General features: G+C 48.5%; 12 protein-coding genes. 5 read left to right on the top strand and 7 right to left on the bottom strand.

The genetic code is table 11. The features are described from left to right. The first annotated feature begins 13 nt into the window (after positions 1 to 13). The 5 genes from RBH92_RS14085 (at position 14) to RBH92_RS14065 (ending at position 6964) form a co-directional block, all read left to right on the top strand. Complete coding sequence (locus RBH92_RS14085) at positions 14 to 3550, top strand: FAD-dependent oxidoreductase (RefSeq protein ID WP_307932627.1); 3537 nt, start codon at positions 14 to 16, stop codon at positions 3548 to 3550. Positions 3551 to 3556: 6 nt separating this feature from the next. Then, positions 3557 to 3934, top strand: a complete 378-nt coding sequence (locus RBH92_RS14080; RefSeq protein WP_307932626.1) for an Hpt domain-containing protein — start codon at positions 3557 to 3559, stop codon at positions 3932 to 3934. Positions 3935 to 4093: 159 nt separating this feature from the next. Further along, entirely contained in the window at positions 4094 to 5215 is a 1122-nt protein-coding gene (locus RBH92_RS14075; protein ID WP_307932625.1) for a Re/Si-specific NAD(P)(+) transhydrogenase subunit alpha, read from the top strand. Between the two features lie 60 nt (positions 5216 to 5275). After that, positions 5276 to 5584 (top strand): NAD(P) transhydrogenase subunit alpha part 2, encoded by a 309-nt coding sequence (locus RBH92_RS14070; RefSeq protein ID WP_307932624.1) that lies wholly within the window; start codon positions 5276 to 5278, stop codon positions 5582 to 5584. Beyond that, positions 5585 to 6964: an NAD(P)(+) transhydrogenase (Re/Si-specific) subunit beta gene (locus tag RBH92_RS14065; protein WP_307932623.1), complete on the top strand. Its 1380-nt coding sequence runs from the start codon at positions 5585 to 5587 to the stop codon at positions 6962 to 6964. Positions 6965 to 7031: 67 nt separating this feature from the next. Here RBH92_RS14065 and RBH92_RS14060 read toward each other — a convergent pair whose 3' ends face one another. The 7 genes from RBH92_RS14060 to RBH92_RS14030 form a co-directional block, all read right to left on the bottom strand. Continuing rightward, entirely contained in the window at positions 7032 to 8555 is a 1524-nt protein-coding gene (locus tag RBH92_RS14060; RefSeq protein ID WP_307932622.1) for an EAL domain-containing protein, read from the bottom strand. Positions 8556 to 8644: 89 nt separating this feature from the next. Next, positions 8645 to 9553, bottom strand: coding sequence for a phosphoglycerate mutase (locus tag RBH92_RS14055; RefSeq protein WP_307932621.1), 909 nt, complete (start codon positions 9551 to 9553; stop codon positions 8645 to 8647). 227 nt (positions 9554 to 9780) lie between these two features. Further along, positions 9781 to 11490 carry an ABC transporter ATP-binding protein gene (locus tag RBH92_RS14050; RefSeq protein ID WP_307932620.1) on the bottom strand — a complete coding sequence of 570 codons (1710 nt, stop codon included), beginning with the start codon at positions 11488 to 11490 and terminating at the stop codon, positions 9781 to 9783. Positions 11491 to 11533: 43 nt separating this feature from the next. Then, positions 11534 to 12223, bottom strand: coding sequence for a lipoprotein-releasing ABC transporter ATP-binding protein LolD (lolD, locus tag RBH92_RS14045; RefSeq protein WP_307932619.1), 690 nt, complete (start codon positions 12221 to 12223; stop codon positions 11534 to 11536). Continuing rightward, positions 12216 to 13463 carry a lipoprotein-releasing ABC transporter permease subunit gene (locus RBH92_RS14040; protein WP_307932618.1) on the bottom strand — a complete coding sequence of 416 codons (1248 nt, stop codon included), beginning with the start codon at positions 13461 to 13463 and terminating at the stop codon, positions 12216 to 12218. Before RBH92_RS14040 ends, lolD begins: the two co-directional genes overlap by 8 nt. A gap of 94 nt (positions 13464 to 13557) precedes the next feature. Beyond that, complete coding sequence (locus RBH92_RS14035) at positions 13558 to 14277, bottom strand: Crp/Fnr family transcriptional regulator (protein WP_307932617.1); 720 nt, start codon at positions 14275 to 14277, stop codon at positions 13558 to 13560. A gap of 150 nt (positions 14278 to 14427) precedes the next feature. Then, on the bottom strand, positions 14428 to 14937 hold the full coding sequence (locus RBH92_RS14030; RefSeq protein ID WP_307932616.1) for a septal ring lytic transglycosylase RlpA family protein: 510 nt from the start codon (positions 14935 to 14937) through the stop codon (positions 14428 to 14430). Positions 14938 to 15050: the final 113 nt, after the last annotated feature.

Genomic DNA, 15050 nt, shown 5'->3' with positions numbered 1-15050 from the left:
ATTAATGACAAACATGGATGCGACGTTGCACACACAACAGGGAACAACAGCTTCTTTGAATTTTAACTTTGGTTTTGCGATTTCCGATTTGTATCGGCGTAACGGCCTGGCAAAATTGGATCAAATTTTTCTGGATTTTTTGCGTACCGGTGACGAAGCGCTGTGCCAGCGGTTTGAATCTGCGCGCGAGCGCCCCGATGAATTATTGCCGAAAGACGAATCGGCTTTATTGATCGACATCGCACCTTGGCTGGAAGATTTTATTGCCCGGCTGTTCAATATCGAAAATGACGTTCAGCAGCTCGCCGCAAAACATCACGAGCTTGCTCCGCTGTATTTCTGTAAACGGCAGTTTGTGCAGCGCCGCGCCAAAGGAAAAGTCAGCGATGATGAATTGACAACCATTGATGGCATCGCTTTGGAAAAAGAATTGGCGGCGGAATTCGGTGAGCCCTTCTCAGAGCTGGTTTTTGCAACCAAAGTCGCACAATGGATGGATGCGGAAGCTGACAATGAATCGCGTTTGAATAAGGCATTGCACTATGCCGCTTGGGCATTGAGAACGCCTGAAGGGCAACAGCATACGCGGCAAGGTATTTTATTCAAGTCACCCGCGAAGCTGGATTTCCAGCATCTGCTATCGTTGGAGACGGATGATTCCGCGGGTTACCCGGTGCATCGTTTAAGCCATGTGCGCGAACGTAATGGCTTTGCATTGACCGATGCGGGAACGGATTTGATGGGGGCGCTGGATGAAGCCAACTATTGCATCTGGTGTCATGAACAAGGCAAGGATTCCTGTTCGAAAGGCTTCAAACAAAAACCTAAATCGCCGGATGAACCCGTTGCTTTCAAACGCAGCGAACTGGGCGCTTTACTCGCCGGGTGTCCCCTGGAAGAACGCATTTCGGAGTTTCATAAACTGAAGACACAAGGTGTGGCGATCGGCAGTTTGGCGATGATTGTGCTGGACAATCCGATGTGTGCAGGCACCGGTCATCGAATCTGTAACGATTGCATGAAATCCTGCATTTATCAGAAGCAGGAACCTGTGGATATTCCGCAAGCGGAAACACGGACGCTCAAAGATGTGCTGGCGTTGCCCTGGGGTTTTGAAATTTACAGCTTGCTAACACGATGGAATCCTTTGAATTTGCGCCGGCCCGTACCGAAGCCTGCCTCCGGCCGTAAAGTACTGGTTGTGGGCATGGGACCGGCCGGATATACGCTGGCGCACCACTTGATGAACGAGGGGCATACCGTGGTTGGAATTGACGGTCTTAAAATTGAGCCATTGCCGGCGGACATCTCCGGCGTGGATCAACAGGGCCAAAGGGTACCGTTTAAAGCGATTCAACATGCCAGCACGCTTGAAGAGGATCTGGATCAGCGCATAGCGGGCGGTTTCGGAGGCGTGGCTGAATATGGCATCACGGTGCGCTGGAACAAGAATTTCTTGAAATTGATCCGCTTGCTGCTTGAGCGTAGAGAAGAATTCGCTTTGTTCGGCGGCGTCCGTTTTGGCGGCACTTTGACAACCGATGATGCTTTTGCCATGGGTTTTGATCACGTTGCTTTAGCGGCTGGTGCTGGAAAGCCGACCGTGCTGGATTTACCGAACGGATTGGCCCGGGGCGTTCGCGCAGCATCGGATTTTCTGATGGCTTTGCAGTTAACGGGTGCCGCGCAGAGCGATTCGATTGCGAACATGCAGTTGCGCTTGCCGGTTGTCGTGATTGGCGGGGGGTTAACGGCAATTGATACCGCGACCGAAGCATTGGCTTATTACCCGGTGCAGGTTGAAAAATTCTTGCAGCGCTATGAAATTTTGTCGGCGGTGCAAGGCGAAGCGGCAATTCGTGAGCTATGGGATGAGGAAGAAAAAGAAATCGCCGATGAGTTCTTGGCGCATGCGCGCGCGATCCGTGCAGAGCGGCAGGCGGCCGAACAGGAACAGCGCCCGGCGCGAATTGTTCAATTATTGCAGTCATGGGGTGGCGCAACCCTGGCTTACCGTAAACGTATGATTGACAGCCCGTCTTATACGCTGAATCACGAAGAAGTGGAAAAAGCTTTGGAGGAAGGTATCTGGTTTGCTGAAGGTATGACGCCTGTGCGGGTGGATGTCGATGTCTGGGGTCATGCGCAATCGGTGCAGTTTGCCGTGCAGAAATGCGACGACAGCGGGCAATGGCATGACGCCGGCAAAGTGCAACTACCGGCACGGGCATTGCTGGTTGCCGCGGGCACGCAACCTAACACGGTACTGGCGCGGGAGGATGAAAAATTATTCAAACTGGATGGCCGCTATTTTGCGGCGTGCGACGAAGAAGGCAACCCGGCGAAACCGGCTTACGGTAATCCCAAACCTGAGGTGCCGATTGTATTGATGAGCCGGTACAGAGATAATCAGGACGGTCGTTTTATCAGTTTCTTCGGTGATTTGCATCCTTCATATTCGGGAAATGTCGTGAAGGCGATGTCGAGTGCGAAACAGGGTTATCCGGTCGTCAATCGCGTGCTGGAGCGTGTCAAACCGGCATCCGGTCAATCGGCGGAACAATTCTTTTCACAGTTGAATAACCGGTTGCGCGCAACGATTCATAAAGTGGAAAGGCTGACCCCGAATATTATCGAAGTGGTGGTGCATGCGCCGATGGCGGCGGAGCATTTTCAGCCGGGGCAATTCTATCGCTTTCAGAATTTTTCAACATTGGCGCCGGTTGCCAAAGACACCCGATTGGCGATGGAAGGACTTGCGTTAACCGGCGCTTCGGTCGATGTTGAGCGCGGTTTGGTTTCACTCATTGTATTGGAAATGGGAGGGTCGTCCAATCTCTGCGCATTGGTGAAACCGGGCGAGCCGGTTGTGCTCATGGGGCCTACCGGGACGCCGACGGAAATTCCGGAGAATGGAACTGTGGTGTTGGTTGGCGGCGGGCTTGGTAATGCGGTGCTTTTTTCTATCGGTGCCGCGGCACGCGCAGTCGGGTCGAAAGTGTTGTACTTCGCGGGTTATAAAAAATTGATCGATCGATATAAAGTCGCGGAAATTGAAGCGGCGGCGGATATCGTAGTATGGTGCTGCGACGAATCACCGGGTTTTACCGTTACCCGCCCGCAAGATAAAAGCTATGTAGGCAATATTGTGCAAGCTATGGAAGCATACGCCAGCGGAAAGTTAGGTGAGCAGCCGGTGGCATTGGCCGATGCCGATCATATCATCGCAATTGGCTCGGATCGCATGATGGCCGCTGTCGGAGTTGCCCGCCATCATCAATTAAAGCCGTATTTGAAGGCGGATCACTTTGCGATCGGCTCAATCAATTCGCCAATGCAATGCATGATGAAAGAGGTATGCGCGCAGTGTTTGCAGCCGCACCAGGATCCCGAAACCGGAAAAATTACGTACGTCTTTTCGTGTTTCAATCAAGATCAGCCATTGGATCAGGTGGATTTTCCAGGATTGGCGACACGTTTGCGCCAGAATACGGTGCAGGAAAAATTGACAGGCCGCTGGATTGACCGATGCTTAAAAACCGGAGTGTAAATTCAAGTGACAGGTAAGGAAGAGGCGATGCCGGATGAACAGTTGCCTGTGGATATTGCGGTAATGCGCCAGATGTTTCATGACAATGACACGTTGGTTTCAAAATTTGCGCTTAAATTTATTGAAGTGGCCGATAGCACGTTGTCAGAGATGAAGTTGGCGCAGACCGCAAGAGATTTACCTACCCTTGGACGTTTGGGGCATAAGCTCAAATCATCGGCAAGAACCATCGGCGCATCGAGTTTTGCAGAACTCTGCGAAGCGCTCGAAAAAGCAGGTCTGGATAATAACTGGGATGAAGCAGAGTTGTTGTTGACTAAAATTCCGTCCTTATTAGACCGGATTATCCAGCAATTCCGGAATGAGTTTGGTGAATTTTCTTAATAGAATTGAAAATAGCCACAAAATCAAGCCATACCAAAGTTTTTCCTGATCCAATTAATGCATTGCGCATAAATTGATTTATAATCCGCAATTCATTAAAAAATGAACACAATATAGTTATTTTTTGCGAGCAGGTTGGAAAGAATAGGGAGATGATCAATGCAAATAGGCATACCAGCAGAAATTCGCGGTGGTGAAACGCGCGTAGCGGCGACACCGGAGACCGTGAAAAAATTTACTGCCAAGGGTGTTCATAAGGTATCGGTACAGTCTGGTGCTGGCGCGGGTGCCAGCATACCGGATTCGGCATATCAGGAAGCGGGTGCGACGATTGTTACGGATGTTGCTGAATTATACGCGCAATCGCAAATTGTCCTTAAAGTTAGAGGCCCGGAAGCTGCTGAATTGGCAATGATGCGTAAAGATGCGGTTTTGATAGGTTTGTTAGCGCCCCACCAGAAAGAGGGTGTAGAGGCTTTGGCTCAGTATGGATTGACGGCGTTTGCGATGGAGAAATTGCCGCGTATTTCCCGCGCGCAGAGTATGGATGTGCTGTCATCGCAAGCAAACATTGCAGGTTATAAAGCCGTCATCATGGCGGCAAACATATACCAAAAATTCTTTCCGATGCTGATGACTGCCGCAGGAACCGTAAAAGCCGCCCGGGTTTTGATTTTGGGAGCAGGCGTTGCAGGCTTGCAAGCGATTGCTACTGCGAAAAGGTTAGGCGCCGTGGTCGAAGCTTTCGATGTAAGACCTGCCGTAAAGGAGCAGGTTGAAAGTTTGGGTGCAAAGTTTGTAGAAGTACCGCTCAGCGATGAGGAAAAAGCAAAAGCCGAAACCGCCGGCGGGTATGCAACGGAAATGTCCGAGGATTACAAACGCCGCCAAGGCGAGCTGGTTCATGAACGAGCGGCTGCGGCAGACGTTATCATCACAACTGCTTTGATTCCGGGCCGACCAGCTCCGGTATTGCTTAAGGAAGAAACTGTAAAAGCCATGAAACCAGGGTCGGTAATTGTCGATATGGCGGTTGAGGCAGGCGGTAATTGTCCATTGTCTGAATTAAACCAGACGGTTGTTAAGCATGGTGTGCATTTGATCGGCATTGCGAATCTTCCCGGATTGGTGGCAGCGGATGCAAGTTCATTGTACGCACGGAATCTGATGAATTTTCTTAACTTAATGCTCGATCCGGAAAGTGACGCCCTCAAAATCGACCGTGAGGATGAAATCATTGCTGGAACAATGCTTTGTACGGGTGGAGCAGTTGCTGGTTAATTTATTAACTGTATTTGTTTTATTGCGATCGATCAGTAAACGAATTATTAAGGAGTCAATATGATTGGTGACGTTGATCCAGTTATTATCAATCTAACGGTTTTTGTGCTGGCTGTTTTTGTTGGTTATCATGTGGTTTGGAACGTTACGCCAGCATTGCATACCCCACTAATGTCCGTGACCAACGCGATTTCAGGGATTATTCTTGTCGGCGCGATGTTGGCAGCGGGACCGGCGGAAACCGATTGGGGCGTCTGGTTAGGCGCTGCTGCGGTGACGCTGGCTGCGATTAATGTATTTGGTGGATTTCTGGTGAGTCAACGAATGCTGGAAATGTTCAAGAAAAAAGATAAAAAAGGAAGCGCATAAATGTCAGCAAATATGGTAGCACTTGCATATTTAGTGGCTTCGGTGTTTTTTATACTGGCACTAAAAGGTTTAAGCTCACCTGAATCTGCCCGCCGTGGAAACTTATTCGGTATCGTTGGTATGGCGATTGCGGTTGCCACAACCTTAACGCTTACCCAGAATTGGTTATTGATCCTTGCTTGCATAGCAGTCGGCGGCATTATTGGTGCGATTGTGGCGCAGCGTGTGCAAATGACCGCAATGCCCGAACTCGTTGCATTCATGCATTCACTGGTGGGCTTGGCGGCAGTTTTCATTGCGATTGCAGCGGTAAATAATCCGGTTTCGTTCGGTTTGCCGGAGGTACTGCCTGCCGGAAGTAAGCTGGAGTTATTTCTGGGTACATTTATCGGTGCCATGACCTGGTCCGGTTCTGTGATTGCGTTCCTGAAACTTTCCGGGCGGATGAGCGGCACACCGATTGTATTTGGCGGACAACATGCGCTCAATTTGGTTTTAGCGCTGGTGATGATCGGATTCGGTTTGTGGTTTTTCTTTAGCGATACCACCAACTGGACGGCCTTTATCGCGATGACAGCGATCGCATTCATACTGGGCTTCCTGATTATCATCCCGATCGGCGGCGCCGACATGCCGGTGGTAATTTCAATGTTGAATTCTTATTCTGGTTGGGCTGCGGCAGGTATCGGTTTCTCGCTGGGTAATCCCATGCTGATCATTGCCGGATCGCTGGTTGGCAGTTCGGGTGCAATTCTGTCTTATATCATGTGTAAAGCAATGAATCGACCGTTCCTGTCGGTGATATTGGGTGGATTCGGGAGCGATGGCGGCACGGCTGCCGCTGATAGCGGTGTGCAGAAAACTTACCGTAGCGGTAGCGCCGATGATGCAGCGTTCCTGATGGGCAATGCGGATAGTGTGATCATTGTTCCCGGCTATGGCTTGGCAGTTGCACGTGCGCAGCATGCCGTCAAGGAACTGGCCGAGAAATTACACGCGAAAGGTGTTAATGTCCGTTTTGCTATACATCCGGTTGCAGGCCGTATGCCTGGCCATATGAACGTGCTGCTCGCTGAAGCCGAAATTCCGTATGAGCAAGTTCAGGAAATGGAAGAGATCAATAGCGATTTTTCTAACACTGACGTCGTGCTGGTTTTAGGTGCCAACGATGTGGTTAATCCGGCTGCGAATGTGCCTGGAAGCCCTATTTATGGCATGCCTATTTTGGATGCGCATAAAGCTCGCACAGTCATGGTTGTTAAAAGAAGTATGGCTGTCGGCTATGCTGGTCTAGATAATGATTTGTTTTATATGGACAAGACAATGATGATTTTTGGTGACGCGAAGAAAGTCGTAGAAAGTATGGTTAAGGCCTTGTAAGGAAATATTTTTCGAATTACAGTCACGATACAAGGGGTGATTATTCTTTTGGGGATATCACCCTTTTTCATTTTTCTTGATCAAGTTCTGCGAATGGATGCGGTTTACCGATACCGAATCCTTGTCCATAATCAACGCCTATCTCCTGAAGCTTTGCAATAATCTCGTCGGATTCGACCAATTCGGCGATTGTTTTGATATTGGTTGTGTGAGCGAAGCTATTGATAGCCCGCACCCTGGCTAAGTCATCGTCGTCGCGCAAAATATTGCAAATTAAACCCCCATCAATTTTTAAACAATCAACCTTGAATTTACTCAGTAATTCGGATATTTCTGAATCATCGTTGACGCTGCATAGCGATACCAGACAGCCGATATTTCGGACTTTCTGAGCAAAATTAACGGTATTGATTACATCCGATTCAGCATCAGAAGCTTCGATTTCAAAACAAATATTGGTGGCCGAAGTTTTTGTTTTGTTTATCCGATCTTGAATAAAGTCGGGAAAAGTCTTATCGCTCAAGGTGTCTTTTGCCACATTGATATAAAAAACCCAATCGGAATTTGGATGTGCCGAAAGCCACTGGAGAATGTGATTTATTATCCATCGATCCAGCTTCGGCATCATTTTAAATTGATCGACCAAAGGCAAGAACGAGCCGGCTGGCATCAGGTTACTTTCTTCTTCGTGCATTCGTATCAAAATCTCATAGTGTGACGAAGCGGCGGAGGAATTAATCGGAGCTATTTTCTGACAATAAAGATTAAACTCTCCACCTTCGATTGCTTGCGCGATGCGCGCGGCCGAAATCCCTGAGTTTGCTGCATGCGTATCAATTTGTTGAATACTGGTGTTGTCTTTTGTGGCCTTTTCAGGGGATTCACTAGGTTTTATTGACACTTTATCACTCGAGATTTCAGCTTTACTCTTAGGAGATACCCGGCTTTTTTCCTGGGCACGCGGTGTATGTAACGTATAAAACCCGATCGTTTTTCCCTTATTATCGAGGTGTGGGAGATATTGTTCCGTGAATATGTATGGGAATCCTTTAGTTGATTTAAGGATACGCTCATTATGAATCGTTTTTCCTGCCAGAATTTCTTTAGAACGGTTAATGATAGCGGAAGAAAATTCCTCGCCAGAAAATTCCTTTAATAGCTTACCGTCAATTTGATCGGCGGTGAGACCAAACCATCGACGGAAGATACGGTTGTGATAGCGGCAACGGAACTCAGTGTTGAAATAAGCTAGCATTACCGGGATATTTTCATCAATGAATTGCGATTTTATTTTATTTTCAGAAGCGGTTTTTTCTGCCCACAATCGATGTTTTATTTCGTTTCCGAGCCTTTCTTTACTGATTTGGAGTTGGTTGGAATAATCTGTGATGTTTTTTTCTGCACGTGATATTTGAACGATGGTAACCAGGATCGCCATTAACAAGAGAAGCCATAATGCCGCCGATCCATGAAATGACAAATCGAATTCCGCCGGGAAAAATGAATTTATTGCAAGAATGATTGCGGGTATAAGCGCTAACGAGATCGCAAGATAGGGTTTAATCTTAGTGGCTGGATTGGTCTTTTGCACTGTAATTCCTTCTATAAAATAACTATTCTCATTGACTTATCAAGTAATTAAGAAATTCGATCATCAGTGTTGCCAAATTATTATGCACGCTAATGTTTCTGGCTATGTGCCGTGAGCGGCCGGTTTAGGCGCCAGAATTTCCACAGATCAACGGGTTGAATAGTAAAATTCAAAGTACCGGTTTCATTTAATGCTGTAATGGCTAATTGACTAATTTTTCCCTCTTTCAATGCGCTGTAGATAGGTGAGAACCAATGCTGTTCAAGTGTTCTGAGTGTTTCCCGCCAATCGTAGCCATTACGATATTTCGCTTTGGATTGCAATGCATCCAGAACTATCAATTGGGTACCGGCAGACTGTGTTTGTATCCATTCATGGATATTTCCGGGGAGCTCAGAACTATTGATTTGAGCAGCTAAGGCGAGTGCGCGCGGTAAGTCATGGTTGCTAAGAATATGTGTAAAAGCGGATCTGATCGACTGCGGCATTTGTCCGCCACCCCAGAACCAAACACTATTGATGGTCAATTCTCCCCGGGATTCTCGCGCTTGATTGACCGGATGGTCATGCAACAACATTTGAATTTCGTTAAATAATTTGTGCCAACGGATGCTATCGCTACCAGAAGGTAAGTAACTATTGATATTTCTGCACGTTACTTGATCAAGGGTATATGTATACATATCGGGGGCGCTAGTCATTCGCACATACCAGCGATCAGAACGAAATGGCATGATTGAGAAATCCTGATCCGCAACACTACGATTAATACTACCGGCTATTTCTTCAGCTTCTTGCTGCGAGATTTGAAAAGCTTGACTATCGGCTAACATAATATGATTTTGCTCAATCCTTAGGTGAACAGGATCGGCACGTAACCAGAAATCTTTATTGGATTTGGTCAAATCAGGGGCATCCCGATGCAACATAAGTGGCGCAATAGGCCAATTGTGCTGTTGCTCGGGTACATTGAATTGCTTGCAAAGCCAAGATTCCATAGTTTCAGCCGGCTCAGCCACGCGATGGCTTTTAGAGAGCAATCTCGACAAATTGGGAGCGGGCAAGCTCTGATAAATTTCAGGCTGCAACCTATCAGGCCAGAATAAATCCGGGATCAGTAAATGTAATTTCATCATTCGAAAAACGCTTTTGGAATCGTTGCTTTCATGCCGCTTTGCACTACAGGCTATTTCCCCTGCGCAAAGCATATGGAATCAGTAGAATATTATTGCAGACTTGGCGCTTGTGACAATGGTTCCGCTTTACCATCAGACAGCATAAAGACGCGGTCGGCAGCGTTAATAACCGCCGGTTGGTGCGATACTGCAATAATCGTTAAATCCTTGGCCAGATTCTGCAATGTTTCACAAATCGTTTGTTCGCTCTCAGGATCCAATGCGCTGGTAGGCTCGTCCAGAATCAGGAATGACGGTCTGTGCGCCAATGCGCGTGCGATGGCGATGCGTTGGCGTTGCCCGCCGGAAAGTAGTCCGCCGCGCTCGCCGACAATCGTCTGTAATCCTTCCGGCAACATGCTGACAAAATCCCATGCGCCAGCTTGACGCAGCGCCCGTTCCGCATCGGCAGCCGTTAAGGAGGGTTCTCCGACGAGGATATTATTCATCACGGTATCGTGCAGCAAAATGGTATCTTGTGAAACATAGCCGATCATGTGGCGCCATTGCCGCAAATTGACATCGTGCAAAGGAACGTTATCAATCCGGATCTCGCCGGATTGCGGTTCGGTCAAGCCGCACAACAAATCCAACAGTGTGCTTTTTCCGGTACCCGAGGGTCCCATGACGGCGGTAAACGAATTGACCGGTATTTCGATGTTTAAGTCGTGAAATATGACTTTTTGTCCATAATTGAACTTGACATGTTGAAGGGAGATGCCCTGATATAGCGTCGGCTGAATCACGCCGGTTGTTCTTTCGGCTGCTTTACGCGCTTCTTCGGCGGCTTTTCTCAAAGCCCAGTATGCGCTTTCTTGTGCCGCAAGCTGTTGATGGCGGCGTTGTGTTTTATTGAGCAGTCCCAATATGCGCGTCAGTAAAAAAACCATCAGCATCACTTCCGGTAAAGACAATTCCCACACTACCAAGGCAATGTATAGGCCACTGGCCGTTAATGCAGCCAAAATCGGCTCCTGGAGCGCAGTTAAAGCAGCTCTATTCATCACTTCACGGCGCGTGGCTCTTTCCAGGTGCTGGGTCTGCTCGTGCAATATGGCATCCGCAACATTGTCTCTTGCCATGGCTTTGAGCGATTTCACCGAACCCAGCACATCGGACAGATAAGTCAGCAGATCACGTAATAATCGGGTTTGTTTGTTACCGGCGCGGCGGGTTGCGCTGACTAACCGGTTCAATACAATCAATAGAAATAAGCCGATTACTAAAGATGCCAGAGTGGCTTCCCATGAAATGAATAATGCCACGACGGCGTATACCAGCACTTGAATGGCGAGCGCCAAGACATTGACGCTGTGTTCGAAGCCGTTGGCCGCCCGGTAAGCCTCGGTTGCTACCGAGTTGGCGAGTGAACCGACGGGCTGGCGTAAGTAATATTGCCATCGGCTGGCGAGTAAAGCCTCGATCAGGTCAAGCCGCAAAGCGGTGGCGACATGTGCCACGGTATATCCGACCTGGCGGTTCGCTAACAGCAATACCAGTCCTTTAAAAAACATACCGCCGACAATAATGATTAGAATCGTATCCAGAGCCGGCTCAATTCCAATATCCTGGAGTGTTTTCTCCATAAACTTGCCGATGCCGGAATCGCTGCTACTGCCCGAATCACCGACGGCAATCGATATTAAAGGCAATAATGCGGTCAAGCTCAAGCCTTCGGCGATGCCGGCAATCAATAGTGCCGCCAGCACAAAAATACTGCGCCGGGGGAAAACCATGATGTAAGTGAACAATGTTCGCATAGAGCGGTATTACATTTATGAAGGCATTTGATTGATATTATATTTACGACTCGGAGACATTACATAAAACACCGTCAATGAGTTGTAAGATTCGTTGAGCGCGATTGGCCAAGCGTTGATCGTGCGTCACGATAATCAAACTGGCGCTGATTTTATGATTTAATTCCAGCATCAGATCGAACACTTTCTCTGCAGTCTGCCGATCTAAATTTCCGGTTGGTTCATCGGCCAGGATGCAAGCCGGGTGCGTTACCAATGCGCGTGCAACGGCTGCACGTTGACGCTCACCGCCCGATAATTCACCAGGGGTATGCGTAAAACGATGACCTAAACCAACCAGTTTCAACATATCGGCCGCGCGATCATAGGCTTCTTCGGTGGTTAAGCGGCGGATTAGCAAAGGCATGGCGACATTTTCCAGTGCGCTGAATTCCGGCAGCAAATGATGGAATTGATAGATAAAACCAAGCGAATGGTTTCGCAACCTGCAACGTTCCTCTTCACTAATTTTAGCGATGTCATGATCAAGGATTCTAATATCTCCGCTCGTAGGCGCGTCCAATCCGCCCAGTACATGCAGCAAGGTGCTCTTGCCGGAACCGGAAGCACCCACAATAGCGAGCATTTCGCCTTTCAGTAAATCCAGGTTGACCGCTTTGAGCACCGGTACCGTCGAATCGCCTTGTGAAAACTGTTTGGTCAGATTGCGGCAAGCAATGACGGTATCACTCATAGCGCAGCGCCTCCGCCGGATTAACTTTGGAAGCCCGGTAGCTGGGGTAAATGGTTGCCAGCAGACTCAAGACAAACGAAGTGACGGCAACGGTGGTGATATCCGCCATCTGCGGATCGGTTGGGATCTTGCTGATGTAATAAATTTCACGCGACAGGAATTGCACGTTGAACAGGCTTTCAATGAACGCCACCACTTCGCCGACGTTATACGCCAGCAGCATACCGCCGGCGACGCCGAGCACGGTACCGAAGACACCGATAAATGTGCCTTGAACGATGAATATTTTCATAATGCTGCGCGGACTGGCGCCCAGCGTTCTGAGAATCGCGATATCCGATTCCTTATCAGTGACCGCCATCACCAGCGTGGAAACAATATTGAATGCGGCAACCGCGATGATCAACGCCAGAATTAGCGATAACATGCGTTTCTCAATCTGGATGGCGCGGAAATAGTTTGCATGCTGTTTCGTCCAGTCGCTGATATAACTATCGATTGACAGCATCGCGGGTAATTCTTGCACTACCTTAGGCGCCAGAAACAAATCGGTTAATTTTAGGCGCACGCCGGACACATCATCGTTTTCCATGCGGTAGAGTTTTTGCGCATCGAACATGTGGATCAACACCAGACCGGAATCATATTCGAAATGACCCACTTCAAAAATTCCGACGACGGTAAATTGTTTCAATCTGGGCAGAATACCGGCCGGTGTCACTTGACCTTGCGGCGCCATCAATACAATCTTTTCGCCGACAAATGTGCCCATGGCGCGTGCCAATTCCATGCCGATGATGATACCGAATTCTCCCGGCACCAAATCATCAAGCTTGCCGCTGACCATCGTCTTGGAAAAATCAGCAACTTTATCTTCCATTGCCGGCAGGATTCCCCGCACCAGAATGCCCTGCACCACTTGATTGTGCGATACCATTCCTTGAGCGCTGACAAAAGGCGCCGCTGCTTCTACCGCCGGATGCTGGATTGCTTCGTCCGCAATTTGCTGCCAATAGCGCACATTGCCCTGGTAACTGCCGATTTGAACATGCGACGCGACCCCTAAAATTCTGGCGCGAACTTCTTTCTGAAAACCATTCATTACCGACATGACGGTAATCAGCGCTGTCATTCCCAGCGTGATGCCCATCAAGGAAATTAATGAAATAAACGAGATGAAGTGATTACGTTTCTTTGCGCGCGTATAACGTAATCCGATGAACAGTTCGTAGGGGGACACGAATAAAATACCCGTAATTTAATTGGACAGCGCAGTTTGCCACATTTAGGCGTGCCCTCACAAATAATTAGGCGTTGTGGCGAAAAGATTCAGATTAGAAACCGCCTCGTACTTCATTGACCATTTCGGTCAATTTGGCGACATCGAGGATATGCAAATCGTGCCCCTGCCGCATAATCAACTTATCCCGGACCAGATTATTCAGCTCCCGCGATACCGCTTCCCGGTGAGTGCTCACTAAATTCGCAATTTCAGTTTGCGTTGGCGCGGGAGAGATGATGGCGGTGTTTGCAGAAGTGACGTGATCCCTTGCGAGACGTAATAATTCCACCTGGATACGGTTGCGGACCGCCAGGGTGCTGTAATCATAAACGCGCTCGGTCAGGCGGCGAACCTGGCCCGTTAAGCGCTTAAGAATGGTTTCCGCAATCTGGCGGTTGGAGTAGATCAGGTCTTGGAAATCGGTTGCCGACATCGATGCCAGCAATACGCTGGTTCTTGCTTTGACAGTGGCTGAGCGCGGGTGGCCGTCAATCGCTGTCAATTCACCGAACATTTCACCCGTCAGTAAATCGCACAAAATAACTTCTTGCCCCGATAGTCCGTGATACATCACGCGAATTTCACCTTGCACGATGAAAAAAGCACTATTGGTATGATCATGATATCGTACGATTTCACTGCCCGCTTCGTAGCGATGCCACTGACAGGCATCGGCGATGATCTCAATGACCCCGGGTGCTAGATATTGAAATTCCTTGATCAGCGATAGCATCGCCGCAGCACGCTCAGGCGGTATATTCCGTGTCGTCATTGTTTTACCCACCTTTCAGAGAAACTAATGTTGTCTGTTCATTCTAAACAACTCTGCGAATCGCTTAAAGAGGTAATGTGATGATATATCTTTGAAAATAGTGTTTAAGTCGAACTTAGGAGCATGCTTTTTAAGTGCAATTCAATCGGATTATTTTTCAATTTGACTGATTTTATCGCTCAGGTATTCGACTCTCACTTTGGCAATGCCGTGCAATCCGATCTTTTTCGCGGCACCGTGCGATAAGTCAATAATCCGGCCTTTTTTGAAAGGCCCCCGGTCATTGACGATGACATCCACATAGCGGCCGTTGTGTAAGTTGGTGACTCTGACCCGGGTGGGTAGCGGCAGTGTTTTGTGGGCGGCGGTTAAACCATGCGGTACAAAACGGATTCCCATGGCAGTGCGATTGCCGGATTCCGAGCCATACCACGAAGCGTGGCCGATTTCTCGATAACCGGATGCGGTCCTTAATGGATAGTAGGTGACCCCTTTGACTTTATAGGGTCTGTTATAAGCTGCGTTAAGATTCGGCGCGCGATAATCCCGGGTGTCAGTACCGGGCGATGAGCCGCCGGAAAACATCGAAGCGCAGCCGCTTACCAGCCCCGCTGTCAGCAACATCGTCACAATATGTTTGCAGTCGATTGGAAATTGCATAACGTTCAGAAACATTCATGGCTAAAACGTAATGATTATAACGTCAAGCCGTCATAGAGATCCAACAGCCGGCCTTTTATTTGAGCGGCAGCACTTGAATCTGTTGCGCGCAA

It is taken from the genome of Nitrosomonas sp. sh817 (genome assembly GCF_030908545.1).
Classification (GTDB): domain Bacteria; phylum Pseudomonadota; class Gammaproteobacteria; order Burkholderiales; family Nitrosomonadaceae; genus Nitrosomonas.
Note: the sequence above shows the minus strand (reverse complement) of the source record. Positions and strands in the feature narration are given on the sequence as shown.

Excerpts from the sequence above, each read along its gene's own strand:
- RBH92_RS14085 (WP_307932627.1), top strand. The coding sequence starts at position 14 with ATGGATGCGACGTTGCACACACAACAGGGAACAACAGCTTCTTTGAAT.
- RBH92_RS14075 (WP_307932625.1), top strand. The coding sequence starts at position 4,094 with ATGCAAATAGGCATACCAGCAGAAATTCGCGGTGGTGAAACGCGCGTA.
- RBH92_RS14070 (WP_307932624.1), top strand. The coding sequence starts at position 5,276 with ATGATTGGTGACGTTGATCCAGTTATTATCAATCTAACGGTTTTTGTG.
- RBH92_RS14065 (WP_307932623.1), top strand. The coding sequence starts at position 5,585 with ATGTCAGCAAATATGGTAGCACTTGCATATTTAGTGGCTTCGGTGTTT.
- RBH92_RS14055 (WP_307932621.1), bottom strand. The coding sequence starts at position 9,553 with ATGGAATCTTGGCTTTGCAAGCAATTCAATGTACCCGAGCAACAGCAC.
- RBH92_RS14050 (WP_307932620.1), bottom strand. The coding sequence starts at position 11,490 with ATGCGAACATTGTTCACTTACATCATGGTTTTCCCCCGGCGCAGTATT.
- lolD (WP_307932619.1), bottom strand. The coding sequence starts at position 12,223 with ATGAGTGATACCGTCATTGCTTGCCGCAATCTGACCAAACAGTTTTCA.
- RBH92_RS14035 (WP_307932617.1), bottom strand. The coding sequence starts at position 14,277 with ATGACGACACGGAATATACCGCCTGAGCGTGCTGCGGCGATGCTATCG.
- RBH92_RS14030 (WP_307932616.1), bottom strand. The coding sequence starts at position 14,937 with ATGCAATTTCCAATCGACTGCAAACATATTGTGACGATGTTGCTGACA.